Genomic DNA, 14,913 nt, shown 5'->3' with positions numbered 1-14,913 from the left:
TCCCCCGCCATTGAACCGCCTTGGACTTTCCAGTGCCGCTGATTCCCTTGGTCGTGTGTGACGACTCCACCATGGCGCGCAAGCAAGTATTGCGTGCGCTGCCGTCAGATTGGCCGGTGTCGATCACCGAGGCCGCCAACGGTCGCCAAGCGATGGAAGCCATCCGCCAAGGCCTGGGGCAGGTCGTGTTGCTCGACCTGACCATGCCGGAGATGGACGGCTACCAAGTCTTGAGCGCCTTGCGGGCCGAAGGGTTGAACGCGCAGGTGATCGTGATTTCCGGTGACGTGCAGGATGAGGCGGTGCGCCGCGTGCTTGAATTGGGTGCGCTGGCGTTCCTGAAAAAACCGTTCGATGAAAACGAGCTGCGCCAGACGCTTACCCGAGTGGGGCTACTGACCCAGCCCGGCAAGGCGCCGCCGCAGAGTCGAGCGGCACCGGACGCGGCCATCAGTTTTCAGGATGCATTTCGCGAGACCGTCAACGTCGCCATCGGTCAGGCCGCGGCCCTGATCGCCCAGGTGTTGGGCGTCTTCGTGCAACTGCCGGTGCCGAACGTGAACATCCTCGAAGTCGGCGAGTTGCACATGGCGTTGAATGACGTCGGCAGCTCCCAGCAGCTCACTGCCATCTGCCAGGGGTTTATCGGCGGCGGCATCGCCGGCGAAGCCCTGCTGATCTTCCACGACTCCGAGATTGCCGACATTGGGCAATTGATGCACCGCGAGAGCGCCGACTATTCAGACCTTGAAATGCTGGTGGACCTTTCCAGCATCCTGATCGGCGCTTGCCTGAGCAGCATCGCCGAGCAGATAGACGTGGTGTTCTCCCAAGGCCATCCGCAGATCCTCGGGCAACACGCGGCCATCGAGGAACTGATCCGCGCCAACCGCACACACTGGAAGAAGACCCTGGCGGTGGAAATCAGCTACAGCCTGGAAGGGCAGAATATTCGCTTCGACCTGTTGCTGCTGTTCACGGAAGACTCCATCGAACGGTTGAACCACAAACTCGCCTACCTGATGAACTGAGCCCATGACCGAATCCATTGATCTGAACGAATTCCACTGGTTGCTGGCCATCGTTCAGAGTATCGACGTCGGGGTGGTGGTGCTCGACCGCGAGTATCGCGTGCAAGTCTGGAACACCTTCATGGAAAACCGTTCCGGGGTTCAGCCCAAGGACGCTCAGAATCAAAACTTCTTCGATCTGTTCCCTGAGATCGATCGCCAATGGTTCACCCGTAAAGTGGAGAGCGTCGCGACCCTCGGTACGCCCGCGTTCACGGTCTGGGAGCAGCGCCCTTACCTGATGCGGTTCAAGAGCTACCAGCCGATCACCGGCCAGGAAGAGTTCATGTACCAGAACACCACGTTATTGCCACTGCGCTCGCCCGACAACCGCATCAACCATATCTGCCTTGTGATCTATGACGTCACTGACGTCGCCACCAACCGGCACCAGATCCAGGCCGCCAACGCACAACTGCAACTGCTCTCCAGCACCGATCGCCTGACGGGCCTGTACAACCGCGGTCATTGGGAAGGCAGCCTGAAATCCGCCTATGCCCGGCATCAGCGCTACGGCAATGCGTTGAGCCTGGTGATGCTCGATATCGACCACTTCAAGCGGGTTAACGACACCTATGGCCACCAGGCGGGCGACAAGGTCATCGAGAACGTCGCAAGGCTGCTACATGAGCATGTGCGTGAGTCCGACGTGGCCGGGCGTTATGGCGGTGAAGAGTTCGGCGTCGTGCTTTCAGACACCGACAAGGAGGGCGCGCGGGTTTTCGCCGAGCGCCTGCGCAAAGCCGTCGAGGAGCTGCTGGTGCAATACAACGGCCAGGACATCCGTTTCACCATCAGCCTGGGGGTCGCCGACCTGAGCGAACCCTCGAATGACCACGCCGAGCTGATCGCCCGGGCCGACCAGGCGCTGTATACGTCGAAGAAGACCGGACGCAATCGCGTGACGGTCTTCGGCTAGACAACGCCCACTTCTCGACACTGGTCAGTCCAATCTGGCAGACACTCGGAAAACAAGAACCGAGGGGCTTTTGTGGCGAGTGAGCTTGCTCCCGCTGGGTTGCGCAGCGACCCCTATCAGTTTGAATGCAATCTGCCTGATGCACCGAGGCGTCTGGTTGGGGGCTGCTGCGCAACCCAGCGGGAGCAAGCTCCCTCGCCACGGGTGTTAGCCCTGTCCCCGACTAATTATTCCTGGCTAACCCAACTGTCGGCGCACGGCCAGTTCTACCCCGCGGATTTCCGCCAGGCCTTTGAGGCGGCCGATCAATGAATAGCCGGGGTTGCTTTTGCGTTGTTGGTCGTCGAGCAGTTGATGGCCGTGGTCCGGGCGCAGCGGCAAGCGTGGACCGCCTTCGCGCTCGCGGCGGCGCTCTTCAGCCACCAAGGCACTGATGACTCCCACCATGTCGACGTCGCCATCCAGGTGATGGGCTTCGTGGAAGCTGCGCGGGTCGGCTTCCCGGCGGGTCGAGCGCAGGTGGGTGAAGTAGATGTATGGCGCAAACTGCTTGGCCATCGCCACCAGGTCATTGTCTTCGCGCACGCCATAGGAACCGGTGCAGAACGTCAGGCCGTTGGCCGGGCTTGGCGCGGCGTCCAGCAGCCACTGGGCGTCTGCGGCAGTGGAGAGGATGCGCGGCAAGCCGAGCAATGACCGGGGTGGATCGTCCGGGTGGATCGCCATGCGCACGCCCACCTCCTGCGCGACCGGGATCACCGCCCGCAGGAAATACTCAAGGTGTTCACGCAACTTGGCCTCGTCGATGTCGGCATAGGTGCGCAGCAAGTCCCGGAAGTTATCCAGGCTGTAATGTTCCTCGGCGCCGGGCAAACCCGCGATCAGGGTATTGATCAAGGTTTCGCGCTCAGTTGGCGTCAGTTGCTCGGAGTACGCCTTGGCCTGCTGGATATCCTCGGTGCTGTACTCGGCCTGCGCACCCGGGCGCTGGAGGATGAACAGATCGAAGGCGGCGAACGCGGTCTGATCGAAACGCAATGCCCAGCCGCCATCCGCCAGCTCATGGAAAAGGTCGGTACGGGTCCAGTCCAACACCGGCATGAAGTTGTAGCAGACGATATCGATGCCGCAGCTCGCCAGGTTGCGCACGCTTTGCTGGTAGTTGGCGATGTACTCGTCGCGCCGCCCACAGCCACGCTTGATGTCTTCGTGCACCGGAATGCTTTCTACCACTGACCAGCTCAAGCCGGCCGCTTCGATCATCTGCTTGCGCGCCGCGATAGCCTCCACCGGCCACACTTGACCGTTAGGAATTTCGTGCAATGCGGTGACGATGCCGGTCGCACCGGTCTGGCGAACGTCCGCCAGGGAAATCGGGTCTTTGGGGCCAAACCAACGCCATGTCTGTTCCATGTTGTTTTCCTTTTTGTCAGTTGGGTGTGGCAAAGCTGTGTAACAGGCTGTCGACGCCGTCTCGGGCCAAGGCGCTGTAGGCGCGGTGTACGGCCTCGCGAAACGCCGGGCGATCCACCAACGTTGGCGGGAAGACTTCGTCCAGGGCAAGAAAAGCGTCCACCCGCGCTGCGCCGGCGAATCGTCCGGCAAGATCGGCAAAGGTCGCGCTCAAGGGATCGTCGACCACGTGCGCCGCACGACCGGGCAACGGCTGCGTGCAGTAGTGAATCCACGCCGCGAGGCCCAGCGCAGTGCAGTCGATGCCGCGCCCCTGGTCGAGCAACTGCTGCGCGCCGAGCAACCAGCGTTGCGGCAGTTTCTGCGAACCGTCCATGGCGATCTGGCGCAGGCGATGTTGCAGGCTGTCGTTGGCAAAACGCGCCAGCAAGTCGTTGGCATACACCGACAAATCGATGCCTGCGGGCATCTCCAGGGTCGGCGCGGCTTCCTCGGCCATGTAGCGTCCGATCAAGCGCGCCAACCGCCTATCGCTGACAGCGTCGAAGACCGATTCATGGCCCGCCAGCAGCCCCACGTAGGCCAACAACGAATGGCTGCCATTGAGCATGCGCAGCTTCATCGTTTCGAACGGACGCACGTCGGCGACCATTTGCACGCCTTCGACTTCCCAGTCCGGACGGCCGAGGGGGAAATTGTCTTCGATCACCCACTGGCTGAAACTTTCGCAGACCACCGCCGCACGATCGTCGCAGTCCAGTTGTTGCTCCAGCCGACCGAAAGATTCGTCGTCCATCGCCGGCACGATGCGGTCGACCATGCAGCTGGGGAACGCGACTTCTTGCTCCACCCATTGCGCCAACGCTTGATCTTGCAGCGCCGCCAACGCGCTGACCGCCTGGCGGGTACGCTGGCCGTTGTCGGGCATGTTGTCGCAGCACAACACGGTGAAGGCTGGAACGCCGGCGGCGCGACGGCGACGCAACGCCTCCAGGACAATGCCGGGAGCCGAACGCGGCGCGAGTGGGTGCTCGATGTCATTGGCAATCAATGGATCTTCGCTGCGCAATTGCCCGGTGGACGGACTCAAGCAGTAGCCTTTTTCGGTGACCGTAAGCGTGACGATCCGCGTTTGCGGCGCGGCCATGCGCTGCAGCAACTGCTCCAGCTCATTGGCGCCCGCACCGGCATACAAGGCTTCGCGCAGTACGTTGATTTCCCGCAGCACCACCTGCTCGCTGTCAGGGTACTCGGCCACGTGGTAGCGGCCTTGCTGGTCGCGCAACTGCTCGACCAAGGTGCGGTTGGAGCGAATATTGGCACTGCACAGCCCCCATTCGCTCGTGCCGTGGCGATTGAGATGGCGCTGCAGGTACACCGCCTGATGAGCCCGGTGAAAGGCTCCCAGGCCCAGGTGCACGATCCCGATTTCACTGGGCTGGCCCGTGGCGGAGATCCGTTGGATGAGCGACATGGGCGTCCTCCTTTCAGGGATGATTCAGCGCTGGGCGTGGCTGGCCGGCATCGGCCTGCGGTGCGACACCCGCCACTGCCAGCGGCTTGACGTAACGCGCCACGCACAGCGCACCGATGATCGTCAGCAAGCCCGCCAGCAGGAAAGCACTGGTAAACGAGCCGGTAAATTGCACGATGAACCCGGTCAGGGTCGGCCCGATGATGCCCGAAGTATTGGCCAGGAAATGCATGAAGCCGCTGACCCCGCCTACCCGCGCCGCAGGCACGGTGTCTTGGATGATCGCCCAGTAGATCGCCCCGGTGAGATAGAGGAAAAATACCGCCAAGGCCACCAGGATAACGGCCGGGTACAAGGTCTTCACCATCCCGGCGACGCCGATGCACCCGGCGCAGGCCAGCAGACAGGTCACCAACACTACCTTGCGCGAGAACATGATCCGCCCGGTCTTCTTGAACACGAAGTCGGAAATGAACCCACCCAGGGCCAGCCCCAGGAAACCCAGCAGCCAAGGGATGACCGTGGCGATGCTCATGTCCTTCACGTTCAGGCCATGGGCCATGGTCAGGTAGCTGGGGAACCAGGTCAGGAAGAAGAACAGCGTGTAGTTATAGGAAAAGAATGCCAGGGAGGTGAACAGCACCGTCGGCTGCTTGAGGTAGAACCGCAGCGGGAACACCGGTTGCGACGCCAGCTCGCTCTGACCCTCGGCCCGCAGGATGTCCTCCGCACCCTCGCCTTCAGGCTTCTCCTTGACGAACTTGTACCAGATCGCCGCCCAGATCAGGCCGACCAACATAATGATGATGAACGACACCTTCCAGCCGTAGGTGACAGCGATAAAACCCACCACCGGGCCGGAGATCGCCCCGCCCAGCGGCGTGCCGGACATCGAGGCACCCAGGGCTCGAGCCCTACGCTTGGGGGTGTACCAGTTGTTGACCATTTTGCTGGTGGTGACGCTCAGCGGGCCTTCGCCCATGCCGAACAGGATCCGGATGAGCACCAGCGAAGCGAAGCCCACCGTCAGCACCGTGAGACCGCTGAACAACGACCACAAGACCATGGCCAGCAACAACGTGGTCTTGGCGCCGTAACGGTCGGCGGCCCAGCCACCAATGAAGTTGAAGGCGGCATAACCGACGAAGAAGCTGCTGAAGATCATGCCCATCTCACCCGTGCTCAGACCGTAGTCCTTCTGGATGAAAGGCGCCGCCACAGACAATGCCGACCGGTCGAGGTAATTGATCACCCCGGCCAGGAACAGCATGATGATGATTAAGCTACGTCCTTGACCAAACATGGTGGAACCTCCCGCTTGTTGTGTTTATTCGGTGAGGATGCCTATGACAGGCACGATGAAACGGCGGTACAGACGGCTCACTGATGGGCGTTCGTCAGTTCCACCAGCACTTTTCGGGTTTGCTCGGGGTGTTTCTCGATCAGATCGATGGCGCCGGGCATCTCGTCGAAGCTGACGCGATGACTGATCAGGTCCTGGACCTGCAACTTGCCGCTGGCGATCAGTTCGATCACCTGGGGAAACTTGCGGTTGTTGAGGCGCGAGCCGACCAAGGTCAGTTCCTTCTTGATCATTTCCAGCTGCACAAGATCGCTGGGCGTGGCATTGAAGCCCAGCAATCCGATGCGTCCGGCCGGCGAGGCCAGGCGCACCATCTGCGGCATCAGCGCCGGAATGCAGGCGGCATCGACAATCAACGGCACGCCTTCACCCTGGGTCAATTCACGCATCGTGGCCTCGACGTCGACTTCTTGGCCGTTGAGGGTCCGGCTGGCGCCCAATGCCCGCGCGGTTTCCAGGCGGCTGTCGATCACGTCGGTGACGGTGATGTCGGTCAATCCCAGCGCCCGCGCCATTTGCACCAGGGTCAGGCCAATCACCCCAGCGCCGTAGATCAACACGCTGTCGCCCGGATGGGGCTGCATGCGGTCGAGTACGTTCAACGCAATGGAGTAAGGCTCGACCAGGGCGCCGTGGCTCAGGGACATCGAATCGGGCAAGCGGTGGGCGTTCTCGGCTGGCACGCAGACCTGCTCGCTGAAGCCGCCGTCACGGTGTACGCCGATCACTTGCAGCCGAGTGCAGACATTGGGCCGGCCAATGCGGCAGGGATAGCAGGTACCGCAACTGATCACCGGATCGATGCACACCCGATCGCCGACTTGAAGGTGCTCGACACCTTCACCGACCTGCCGGATCACTCCGGAGAATTCATGGCCGGTGACGCGGGGGAAACGCACGAACGCGTTCTGCCCATGAATAATGTGCATGTCCGAACCACAGATGCCGGCATAAGCGACATCGACCTGGACCTCGCCACGGGCGACCTCGGGTCGGTCGACCTGGGCCAGCCCGAACTCGAAGGGTGCTCTTACCTGGAACGCTTTCATCGGTCACTCCTGACGGGGCCTTCGCCCCGTGTCCTCAAATGGTTGGAACCGTTTCACCAATGCCAGAGCGTGCCGTCTTCAAGACGATTGACCGGCAGGCTGGCGCGCTTGTAGGGGTATTGGCGGGCAAGGTCTTCATCGATGTCGACGCCATGCCCAGGTGTTTCGCCCGGCGTGAAATGGCCGTCCTCGAAGCGATAGGCGTGGGGGAAGACTTCATCGATGCGTTCTTCGTGAGGCATGTGTTCCTGGATGCCGAAATTCGGCACCCACGTATCGAAATGCAACGCCGCGCCCATGCACACCGGCGACAGGTCAGTGGCGCCATGAAAGCCTGTGCGCACCTGGAACAACGCGGCGAAATCGGCAATGCGCCGCACGTGGGTAATGCCGCCGGCATGCACCAGCGTCGTGCGGATGTAGTCGATCAACTGTTCCTGGATCAACTCTCGGCAGTCATGAATGGAGTTGAACACCTCGCCGACGGCCAGCGGCGTGGTGGTGTGTTGGCGGATCAGGCGGAAACTCTGCTGGTTTTCCGCCGGCGTGCAGTCTTCTAGCCAGAACAGGTTGTACGGTTCCACCGCCTTGCCCAGGCGCCCGGCTTCGATGGGCGTCAGGCGATGGTGGACGTCGTGGAGAATGTGCAGGTCGTCGCCAAAGCGTTCGCGCACCGCGGCGAACAGCTTGGGCACGTAGTTAAGGTATTTGGCGGTGTCCCAGACGTGTTCGGCGGGCAAGTCACTGTCAGCCGGCTCATAGCGCTCGCCGCTGCGCTTGGCGACGCCGTAGGTGGTGGCGATGCCGGGCACGCCGCATTGCACCCGCACGGCTTTATAGCCGAGCTCGACGTGACGGGCGACTTCGCCCAGGCACCCTTCGATGTCCTTGCCGGTGGCGTGCCCGTAGACCATCACCCGCTCACGGCTCTTGCCACCGAGCAATTGGTACAGGGGCATGTTCGCCGCCTTGGCCTTGATGTCCCAGAGTGCGACGTCGACAGCGGCGATGGCGGTCATGGTCACTGGCCCGCGGCGCCAATACGCGCCGCGATACAGGTACTGCCAGATGTCCTCGATGCGGTGGGCGTCGCGGCCGATCAGCGCAGGCAGGACGTGCTCCTCCAGGTAAGCGACCACCGCCAGTTCGCGGCCATTCAACGTGGCGTCGCCAATGCCGTAGATACCTTCATCCGTAACGATTTTCAGGGTGACCAGGTTGCGGCCCGGGCAGGTAACGATGACGCGCGCTTCAACGATTTTCATAAAGTCAGACCTGTGCAACAGAAGGAAGTGAGGACGCGCCCATGGTCGGCATGGCCGCCTGGGGAATCAGCGCACCTCGGTATTGGACGACTTGGGCCGCCAGGCGATGGCCCCAACGGGCAGCCTGCTCGGGATCGCCGCCACGCAGGCGGCAGGCCAGGTAAGCAGCACTGAACGAATCACCGGCCGCCGTGGTGTCGACGACACGGGCGACGGTTTGCGCGGGCACTTCGAAGCGCCCGGCGGGGCATTGGATCAGGCAGCTGGCGGCGCCACGCTTGAGGACAACTTCGCCGACACCCGCTTGGGCGTAATCCATGAACAAGGCATCCACGTCGCGATAACCGAATAGAAGGACATCGTCTTCCCAAGTGATCAGGGCCAGGTCGGTCAGGCGCAACAGGTCGCGGTGGGCCTGCCGAGCCGTTTCTGGATCGGGCCATAGATGGGGGCGGTAGTTGTTGTCGAAGACGACGCGCGTGCCGGCTCGGCGAGCCGCCTGCAAGGCCTGGATCAGGCGTGCGCGCCCTTCTGGCATGAGGATCGCCAGGCTGATGCCACTCAGGTAGAAGTAGTCGTAATCGGCCAGCGCATCGAGCATGGCCTGGGCCTCGGGGCCGTCGAACATGCGCCGCGCCGCCGCTTCCCCACGCCAATAGAGAAAACGCCGCTCGCCCTGTGGATCGGTCTGGATGAAATACAGCCCTGGCAGCGCGTCTTCGATCACCCGGACATGGCCGTCACCGACACCTTCGTCCAGCCAGGACTGGCGCATGGCGTCGCTGAACGCGTCACTGCCGACCGCCGTCAGGTAATCCACGCTGATGGTGGTCCGTGGGCTCAACCGTGCCAAATAGACTGCGGTGTTGAGCGTATCGCCACCGAACGTTTGCGTGATTGCCGCACCCGGCTCACCGCGCATCTCGATCATGCACTCACCCAGCAGCGCCACTTTCAACGGACGGGCGAAACGGGTTTGCGGGTCGTGGTTAAGCGTTACATCCATCATTACGCGCCTTTGTTGTTTTTAAAACGGCGTTTCATTTTTATCTCAAGGCCCGAGTCTAGTCAGTTTTATCGCCTCGTCAAGCAAAAATGAAACAGCGTTTTGTTCTTCTTGCGTATATCCTTGGGTTTTACTTTCACGTTGGAGCCTTCATGGACAACAGCGTCATCCCAAACAACGATCTGGTGTCGGCGGTCGGCCGGACCATGGCCGTGCTCGAAGCGCTGGCCGAACATCCGGAAGAAAGCGGCGTCTCGGAAATCGCCACCAAACTGGACATGTCCAAGGCCACGGTCTACCGCTTCCTGCAGTCGCTGAAGGCGCGTGGGTATGTGGTGCAGGATGCCGAAGATCGCTATCGTCTCAGCGTCCGGCTATTTGAACTGGGTGCCCAAGCCCTGCCCCACCTGGACATCGTCCGGGAAGCGGAGCCCGGGATGCGCAGGATCAACGAGTTGACGGGCGAGACCGTCCACCTGGGGATTCTTGACGAAGGCAGCATCGTCTACGTCCACAAGATCGACTCCAAGTACAACCTGCGCATGTACTCGCGCATCGGCCGCCGGGCGCCGTTGTACTGCACGGGCATTGGTAAAGTGCTGATGGCCTGGCTCGAAGAGGACGAGTTGCTGGCGCACCTTGAACAGGAAAGTTTCGAGCGGCGCACAGCCAATACCTTGACCACCGTCGAGGCGTACCTGCAGGAACTGGACACCGTTCGCCAGCAAGGCTATGCCGAGGATCACGAAGAGTTCGAAGACAACATGCGTTGCCTGGCGGCACCGATCCGCGACCGTTTTGGCCACGTGATCGGCGGGATGAGCGTTTCATTCCCGTGTTTTCGCTTCAGGGAAGAATTGAAGCAGGATTACGTCAAGCAGCTGATGCATGCCAGCCAACAGATTTCCAGTCAGTTGGGCTGGCATGCGCAGCAATAGCAAAGGCCGTCGCCACGGGATGGGTGGCTGCTAACCACAGGTCGACGTTCAAGGACAGCCATTACACAAATTCACAGCCCCTTACAAAGCTTCACCCCTGCCATTGCCCCGGCCCCCTACCATGCCGGGTTCAATATTGGGGAAGCACCATGTCCAAGATTCCTGTCGTCACACTGGGCCTGTTGGTCGGGGCGTTGCTGAGCGGCTGTGACAGCGCCTCGACTCCGGAAGAATCCGCGCCACTGGCCAGCGTGCGCATCGAAACCGTCCAGCCCCGGCCGCTGTCGATCAGCAACGAACTGAGCGGCCGGATCACCGCGCCACGGGTCGCCGAAGTCCGGGCGCGGGTGGCTGGCGTGATCTTGCAGCGAGTGTTTCGCGAAGGCAGCGATGTCAAACAAGGCCAGGTGCTGTTTCGCATCGATCCGGCGCCGTTCAAGGCCGACCTCGACAGTGCCGAGGCGGCGTTGCGCAAGGCCGAGGCCAATGCGTTCCAGGCCCGTCTACAAGAGCAGCGCTACGCCCAGTTGGTCGACGACAAAGCCATCAGCGGCCAGGACTACGATAACGCCCGGGCCAACGTACGCCAGACCGCAGCCGACGTCGCCGCCAACAAGGCGGCCGTTGAACGGGCGAAGCTGAACCTGGGCTACGCCACCGTGACCGCGCCGATTTCCGGGCGCATCGGCCGGGCCCTGGTCACCGAAGGCGCGCTGGTGGGACAGAACGAAAGCACGCCGTTGGCGTTGATCCAGCAACTGGACCCGATCCACGTCGACCTCACCCAATCGACCCGCGAACTCAACGTCCTGCGCCGGGCCTTTCGCGCCGGGCACCTGCAAGCAGTCGGCCAGGGCGAAGCCAAGGCCACCTTGATCGAGGACGACGGCAGCCTCTATCCGCTGCCGGGCAAGCTGCTGTTCACCGACCTCAGCGTCGACCCAAGCACCGGCCAGATTACCCTGCGCAGCGAGTTTCCCAACCCGGACCTGGACCTGCTGCCCGGCAGTTTCATTCGCGTGCGCCTGGAACAGGCGGTCGATAGCCAGGGCATCACCGTGCCGCAACGGGCGATCCTGCGCGACAGCGCCGGCGTCGCCCAGGTGTTGCTGCTCGACGCCGAACAAAAAGTCAGCCAGCAACCGGTGCAATTGGGTGCTTCGCAGAAGGATCGCTGGATCGTCACCCACGGTTTGAAACCGGGCGATCGCATCGTCGTCGAAGGCGTCCAGCACGCCCGCCCCGGTGAACAGGTCCAAGTCGACGACTCCCCTCTCCCCCTCGCCCAGGTTCCCGGGCCACAGGCAGGACACTAAGCCATGCCGCAGTTTTTTATCGACCGTCCGGTGTTCGCCTGGGTCGTCGCGTTGTTTATCCTGCTGGCCGGGGTCTTGGCCATTCCGCAATTGCCGGTGGCGCAGTACCCGGTCGTGGCTCCGCCGCAAATCGAGATCTACGCGGTGTACCCGGGCGCTTCGGCGCAAACGGTGGATGAAAGCGTGGTCAGCCTGATCGAGGAGGAACTCAACGGCGCCGATAACCTGTTGTATTTCGAGTCCCAGAGCAGCCTCGGCAGCGCGACGATTACCGCGACCTTTCAACCGGGGACGAACCCGGAACTGGCCCAGGTCGACGTGCAGAACCGCCTCAAGGCGGTGGAGTCGCGCCTGCCGCAGGCGGTCACCCAGCAGGGCTTGCAGGTGGACAAGGTGTCCGCCGGTTTCCTGCTGCTGATCACCCTCACCTCCAGCGACGGCAAGCTCGACGACGTGGCGCTCAGCGACTACCTGGCGCGCAACGTGATGAACGAGATCAAACGCCTCGACGGTGTCGGCAAGGCCCAGCTGTACGGCGCCGAACGGGCCATGCGCATCTGGATCGATCCGCAGAAACTGCTGGGTTTCAACCTGACCCCGGCCGACGTCAACGCCGCCATCGTGGCGCAGAACGCCCAGGTCTCGGCCGGCAGCCTCGGCGATCTGCCGAGCCGCAGCACTCAGGAAATCACCGCGACCATCATGGTCAAGGGCCAGCTTTCTACCCCGCAGGAGTTTGCCGACATTGTGCTCAAGGCCAACCCCGACGGCTCGACGGTGCGCATCGCCGATGTCGCGCGGGTGGAAATCGGCAGCCAGGAATACCAGTTTTCCACGCGCCTGAACGGCAAGCCGTCCACCGCCGTGGCCGTGCAGCTGTCGCCGGGCGCCAACGCGCTGAACACCGCCACCCTGGTGCGGGCGAAGATGGACGAGCTGTCGCGCTACTTCCCGGCCGGCGTCGAATACAAGATTCCCTACGACACCTCACCGTTCGTCAAAGTCTCGATCACCAAAGTGATCTATACGCTCGGCGAGGCGATGCTGCTGGTGTTCGCGGTGATGTTCCTGTTCCTGCAGAACATCCGCTACACCTTGATTCCGACATTGGTGGTGCCGGTGGCGCTGATGGGCACCTTTGCGACAATGCTTGCGCTGGGGTTCTCGATCAACGTGCTGACGATGTTCGGCATGGTACTGGCCATCGGCATCCTGGTGGACGATGCCATCGTGGTGGTGGAAAACGTCGAGCGGATCATGGCCCAGGAAGGTCTGTCGCCCAAGGAAGCGACGCGCAAGGCCATGGGCCAGATCACCGGGGCGATAATCGGCATCACCCTGGTGCTGGTGGCGGTGTTCATTCCAATGGCGTTCATGCAGGGCTCGGTGGGGGTGATCTACCAGCAGTTCTCGCTGTCGATGGCGACGTCGATCCTGTTCTCGGCCTTCCTCGCCCTGACCTTGACCCCGGCGCTTTGCGCGACCTTGCTCAAGCCCGTCGCCCTAGGCGAGCAGCACGCCAAGGGCGGTTTCTTCGGTTGGTTCAACCGTGGCTTCGACCGCTTCGGCGATCGCTATCAAGGTTGGGTGGCCTATGCACTGAAACGCAGCGGCCGCTATCTGCTGATCTACGGTGTGTTGCTGGTGGGCATGGGCCTGCTGTTCAGTCGCCTGCCCTCCTCGTTCCTGCCGGTGGAAGACCAGGGCTACACCATCACCGACATCCAACTGCCGCCGGGCGCCAGCAAGAATCGGACGGTGCAGGTGGTGGAGCAGATCGAGGCGCATAATGCCGGCGAGCCTGGGGTTGGCGACAGCACCGTCATCCTCGGCTTCAGCTTCTCCGGCAGTGGACAGAACGCGGCCCTGGCGTTCACCACGCTGAAGGATTGGTCGCAGCGCAGCACCGAGGATTCGGCGGCGTCCATCGCCGACCGCGCCAACCAGGCTTTCGGCCAGATCAAGGACGCCATGGCTTTTTCGGTGTTGCCACCGCCGGTGGACGGCCTGGGCACTTCGAGCGGTTTCGAGTTCCGTCTGCAGGACCGCGGCGGCCTCGGCCATGCCACCTTGATGCAGGCCCGCAGCGAGTTGCTCGCCGCCGCCGAAAAAAGCCCGATACTGATGAACGTGCGTGAAAGCGCCCTGGCGGAGGCGCCGCAGGTGCAGTTGGAAGTCGACCGCAAACAGGCGAATGCCTTGGGCATTTCCTTCGCGGATGTCGGCGCCGTGTTGTCCACGGCGGTGGGTTCGGCCTACATCAACGACTTTCCGAACCAGGGACGCATGCAGCGCGTGGTGGTCCAGGCCGAGGGCGACCAGCGCAGCCAGGTGGAGGATTTGCTGAAGATCCACGTGCGCAACAACAGCGGGAAAATGGTCCCGTTGTCGGCATTCGTCCAGGCCCGCTGGACCCAGGGACCGGCGCAATTAACCCGCTACAACGGCTATCCGGCGGTGAGCATTTCCGGCGAACCGGCCCCCGGCCACAGCACCGGCCAAGCGATGACCGAAATCGAACGGCTGGTGGCGCAGGGGCCGACGGGCCTGGGCCAGGAATGGACCGGCTTGTCCTTGCAGGAACGCTTGTCCGGCAGCCAGGCGCCAATCCTGCTGGGCCTGTCGCTGCTGGTGGTGTTCCTGTGCCTGGCGGCGCTGTACGAGAGTTGGTCGATTCCGACCTCGGTGCTGCTGGTGGTACCGCTAGGTGTGCTCGGTGCGGTCCTGGCCGTGTCGTTGCGCGGTATGCCCAACGATGTGTTCTTCAAGATCGGCCTGATCACCATCATCGGCCTGTCCGCAAAAAACGCGATCCTGATCATCGAGTTCGCCAAGAGCCTGTACGACGATGGGCATGACCTGATCGACGCCACGCTCCAGGCCGCACGCCTGCGCCTGCGGCCGATCATCATGACCTCGCTGGCGTTCATCCTCGGCGTGGTCCCACTGGCAATCGCCACGGGCGCCAGTTCGGCGAGCCAGCAGGCGATTGGCACCGGTGTGATCGGCGGGATGATCAGCGCCACGTTGGCGATCGTATTCGTCCCGGTGTTTTTCGTGGTGGTGATGAAGCGGGTCAGGTGTCGCAAAGGCGATTGAG

Annotated in this window: 11 protein-coding genes; 5 read left to right on the top strand and 6 right to left on the bottom strand. The window is 62.4% G+C overall.

The features are described 5' to 3' along the window. Window positions 1-32: 32 nt before the first annotated feature. Together J3P95_RS11785 and J3P95_RS11780 are read left to right on the top strand one after the other, a co-directional pair. Window positions 33-1,031, top strand: coding sequence for a response regulator (locus J3P95_RS11785; protein WP_434626580.1), 999 nt, complete (start codon window positions 33-35; stop codon window positions 1,029-1,031). A 4-nt stretch (window positions 1,032-1,035) separates the two neighbouring features. Then, window positions 1,036-1,989, top strand: coding sequence for a sensor domain-containing diguanylate cyclase (locus J3P95_RS11780; protein ID WP_434563277.1), 954 nt, complete (start codon window positions 1,036-1,038; stop codon window positions 1,987-1,989). 237 nt (window positions 1,990-2,226) lie between these two features. Here J3P95_RS11780 and uxuA read toward each other — a convergent pair whose 3' ends face one another. The 6 genes from uxuA to J3P95_RS11750 form a co-directional block, all read right to left on the bottom strand. After that, window positions 2,227-3,402, bottom strand: a complete 1,176-nt coding sequence (uxuA, locus tag J3P95_RS11775) for a mannonate dehydratase (RefSeq protein WP_434577130.1) — start codon at window positions 3,400-3,402, stop codon at window positions 2,227-2,229. 16 nt (window positions 3,403-3,418) lie between these two features. Continuing rightward, complete coding sequence (locus J3P95_RS11770) at window positions 3,419-4,876, bottom strand: mannitol dehydrogenase family protein (protein ID WP_434577132.1); 1,458 nt, start codon at window positions 4,874-4,876, stop codon at window positions 3,419-3,421. A 13-nt stretch (window positions 4,877-4,889) separates the two neighbouring features. After that, window positions 4,890-6,179: an MFS transporter gene (locus J3P95_RS11765; RefSeq protein ID WP_434577134.1), complete on the bottom strand. Its 1,290-nt coding sequence runs from the start codon at window positions 6,177-6,179 to the stop codon at window positions 4,890-4,892. Window positions 6,180-6,256: 77 nt separating this feature from the next. After that, entirely contained in the window at window positions 6,257-7,288 is a 1,032-nt protein-coding gene (locus J3P95_RS11760; RefSeq protein WP_434563269.1) for a Zn-dependent oxidoreductase, read from the bottom strand. Window positions 7,289-7,341: 53 nt separating this feature from the next. Then, on the bottom strand, window positions 7,342-8,553 hold the full coding sequence (gene manD / locus J3P95_RS11755) for a D-mannonate dehydratase ManD (protein ID WP_434577136.1): 1,212 nt from the start codon (window positions 8,551-8,553) through the stop codon (window positions 7,342-7,344). 4 nt (window positions 8,554-8,557) lie between these two features. After that, a complete protein-coding gene (locus tag J3P95_RS11750; protein ID WP_434626578.1) occupies window positions 8,558-9,559 on the bottom strand; it encodes a sugar kinase in 1,002 nt (333 codons plus the stop codon). Window positions 9,560-9,711: 152 nt separating this feature from the next. On the opposite strand from J3P95_RS11750, the gene kdgR reads away from it, so the two are divergent. From kdgR to J3P95_RS11735, 3 genes are read left to right on the top strand one after another with little or no spacing between them, the layout of a single operon-like run. Further along, window positions 9,712-10,497, top strand: a complete 786-nt coding sequence (kdgR, locus tag J3P95_RS11745) for a DNA-binding transcriptional regulator KdgR (RefSeq protein WP_434563263.1) — start codon at window positions 9,712-9,714, stop codon at window positions 10,495-10,497. Next, a complete protein-coding gene (locus J3P95_RS11740; protein WP_434626576.1) occupies window positions 10,395-11,813 on the top strand; it encodes an efflux RND transporter periplasmic adaptor subunit in 1,419 nt (472 codons plus the stop codon). The genes kdgR and J3P95_RS11740 overlap by 103 nt, the downstream gene beginning before the upstream one ends. Before the next feature lie 3 nt (window positions 11,814-11,816). Further along, window positions 11,817-14,912, top strand: coding sequence for a multidrug efflux RND transporter permease subunit (locus J3P95_RS11735; protein WP_434577142.1), 3,096 nt, complete (start codon window positions 11,817-11,819; stop codon window positions 14,910-14,912). Window position 14,913: the final 1 nt, after the last annotated feature.

It is taken from the genome of Pseudomonas sp. Z5-35, assembly GCF_051131945.1.
GTDB classification, from domain to species: domain Bacteria; phylum Pseudomonadota; class Gammaproteobacteria; order Pseudomonadales; family Pseudomonadaceae; genus Aquipseudomonas; species Aquipseudomonas marvdashtae.
Note: the sequence above shows the minus strand (reverse complement) of the source record. Positions and strands in the feature narration are given on the sequence as shown.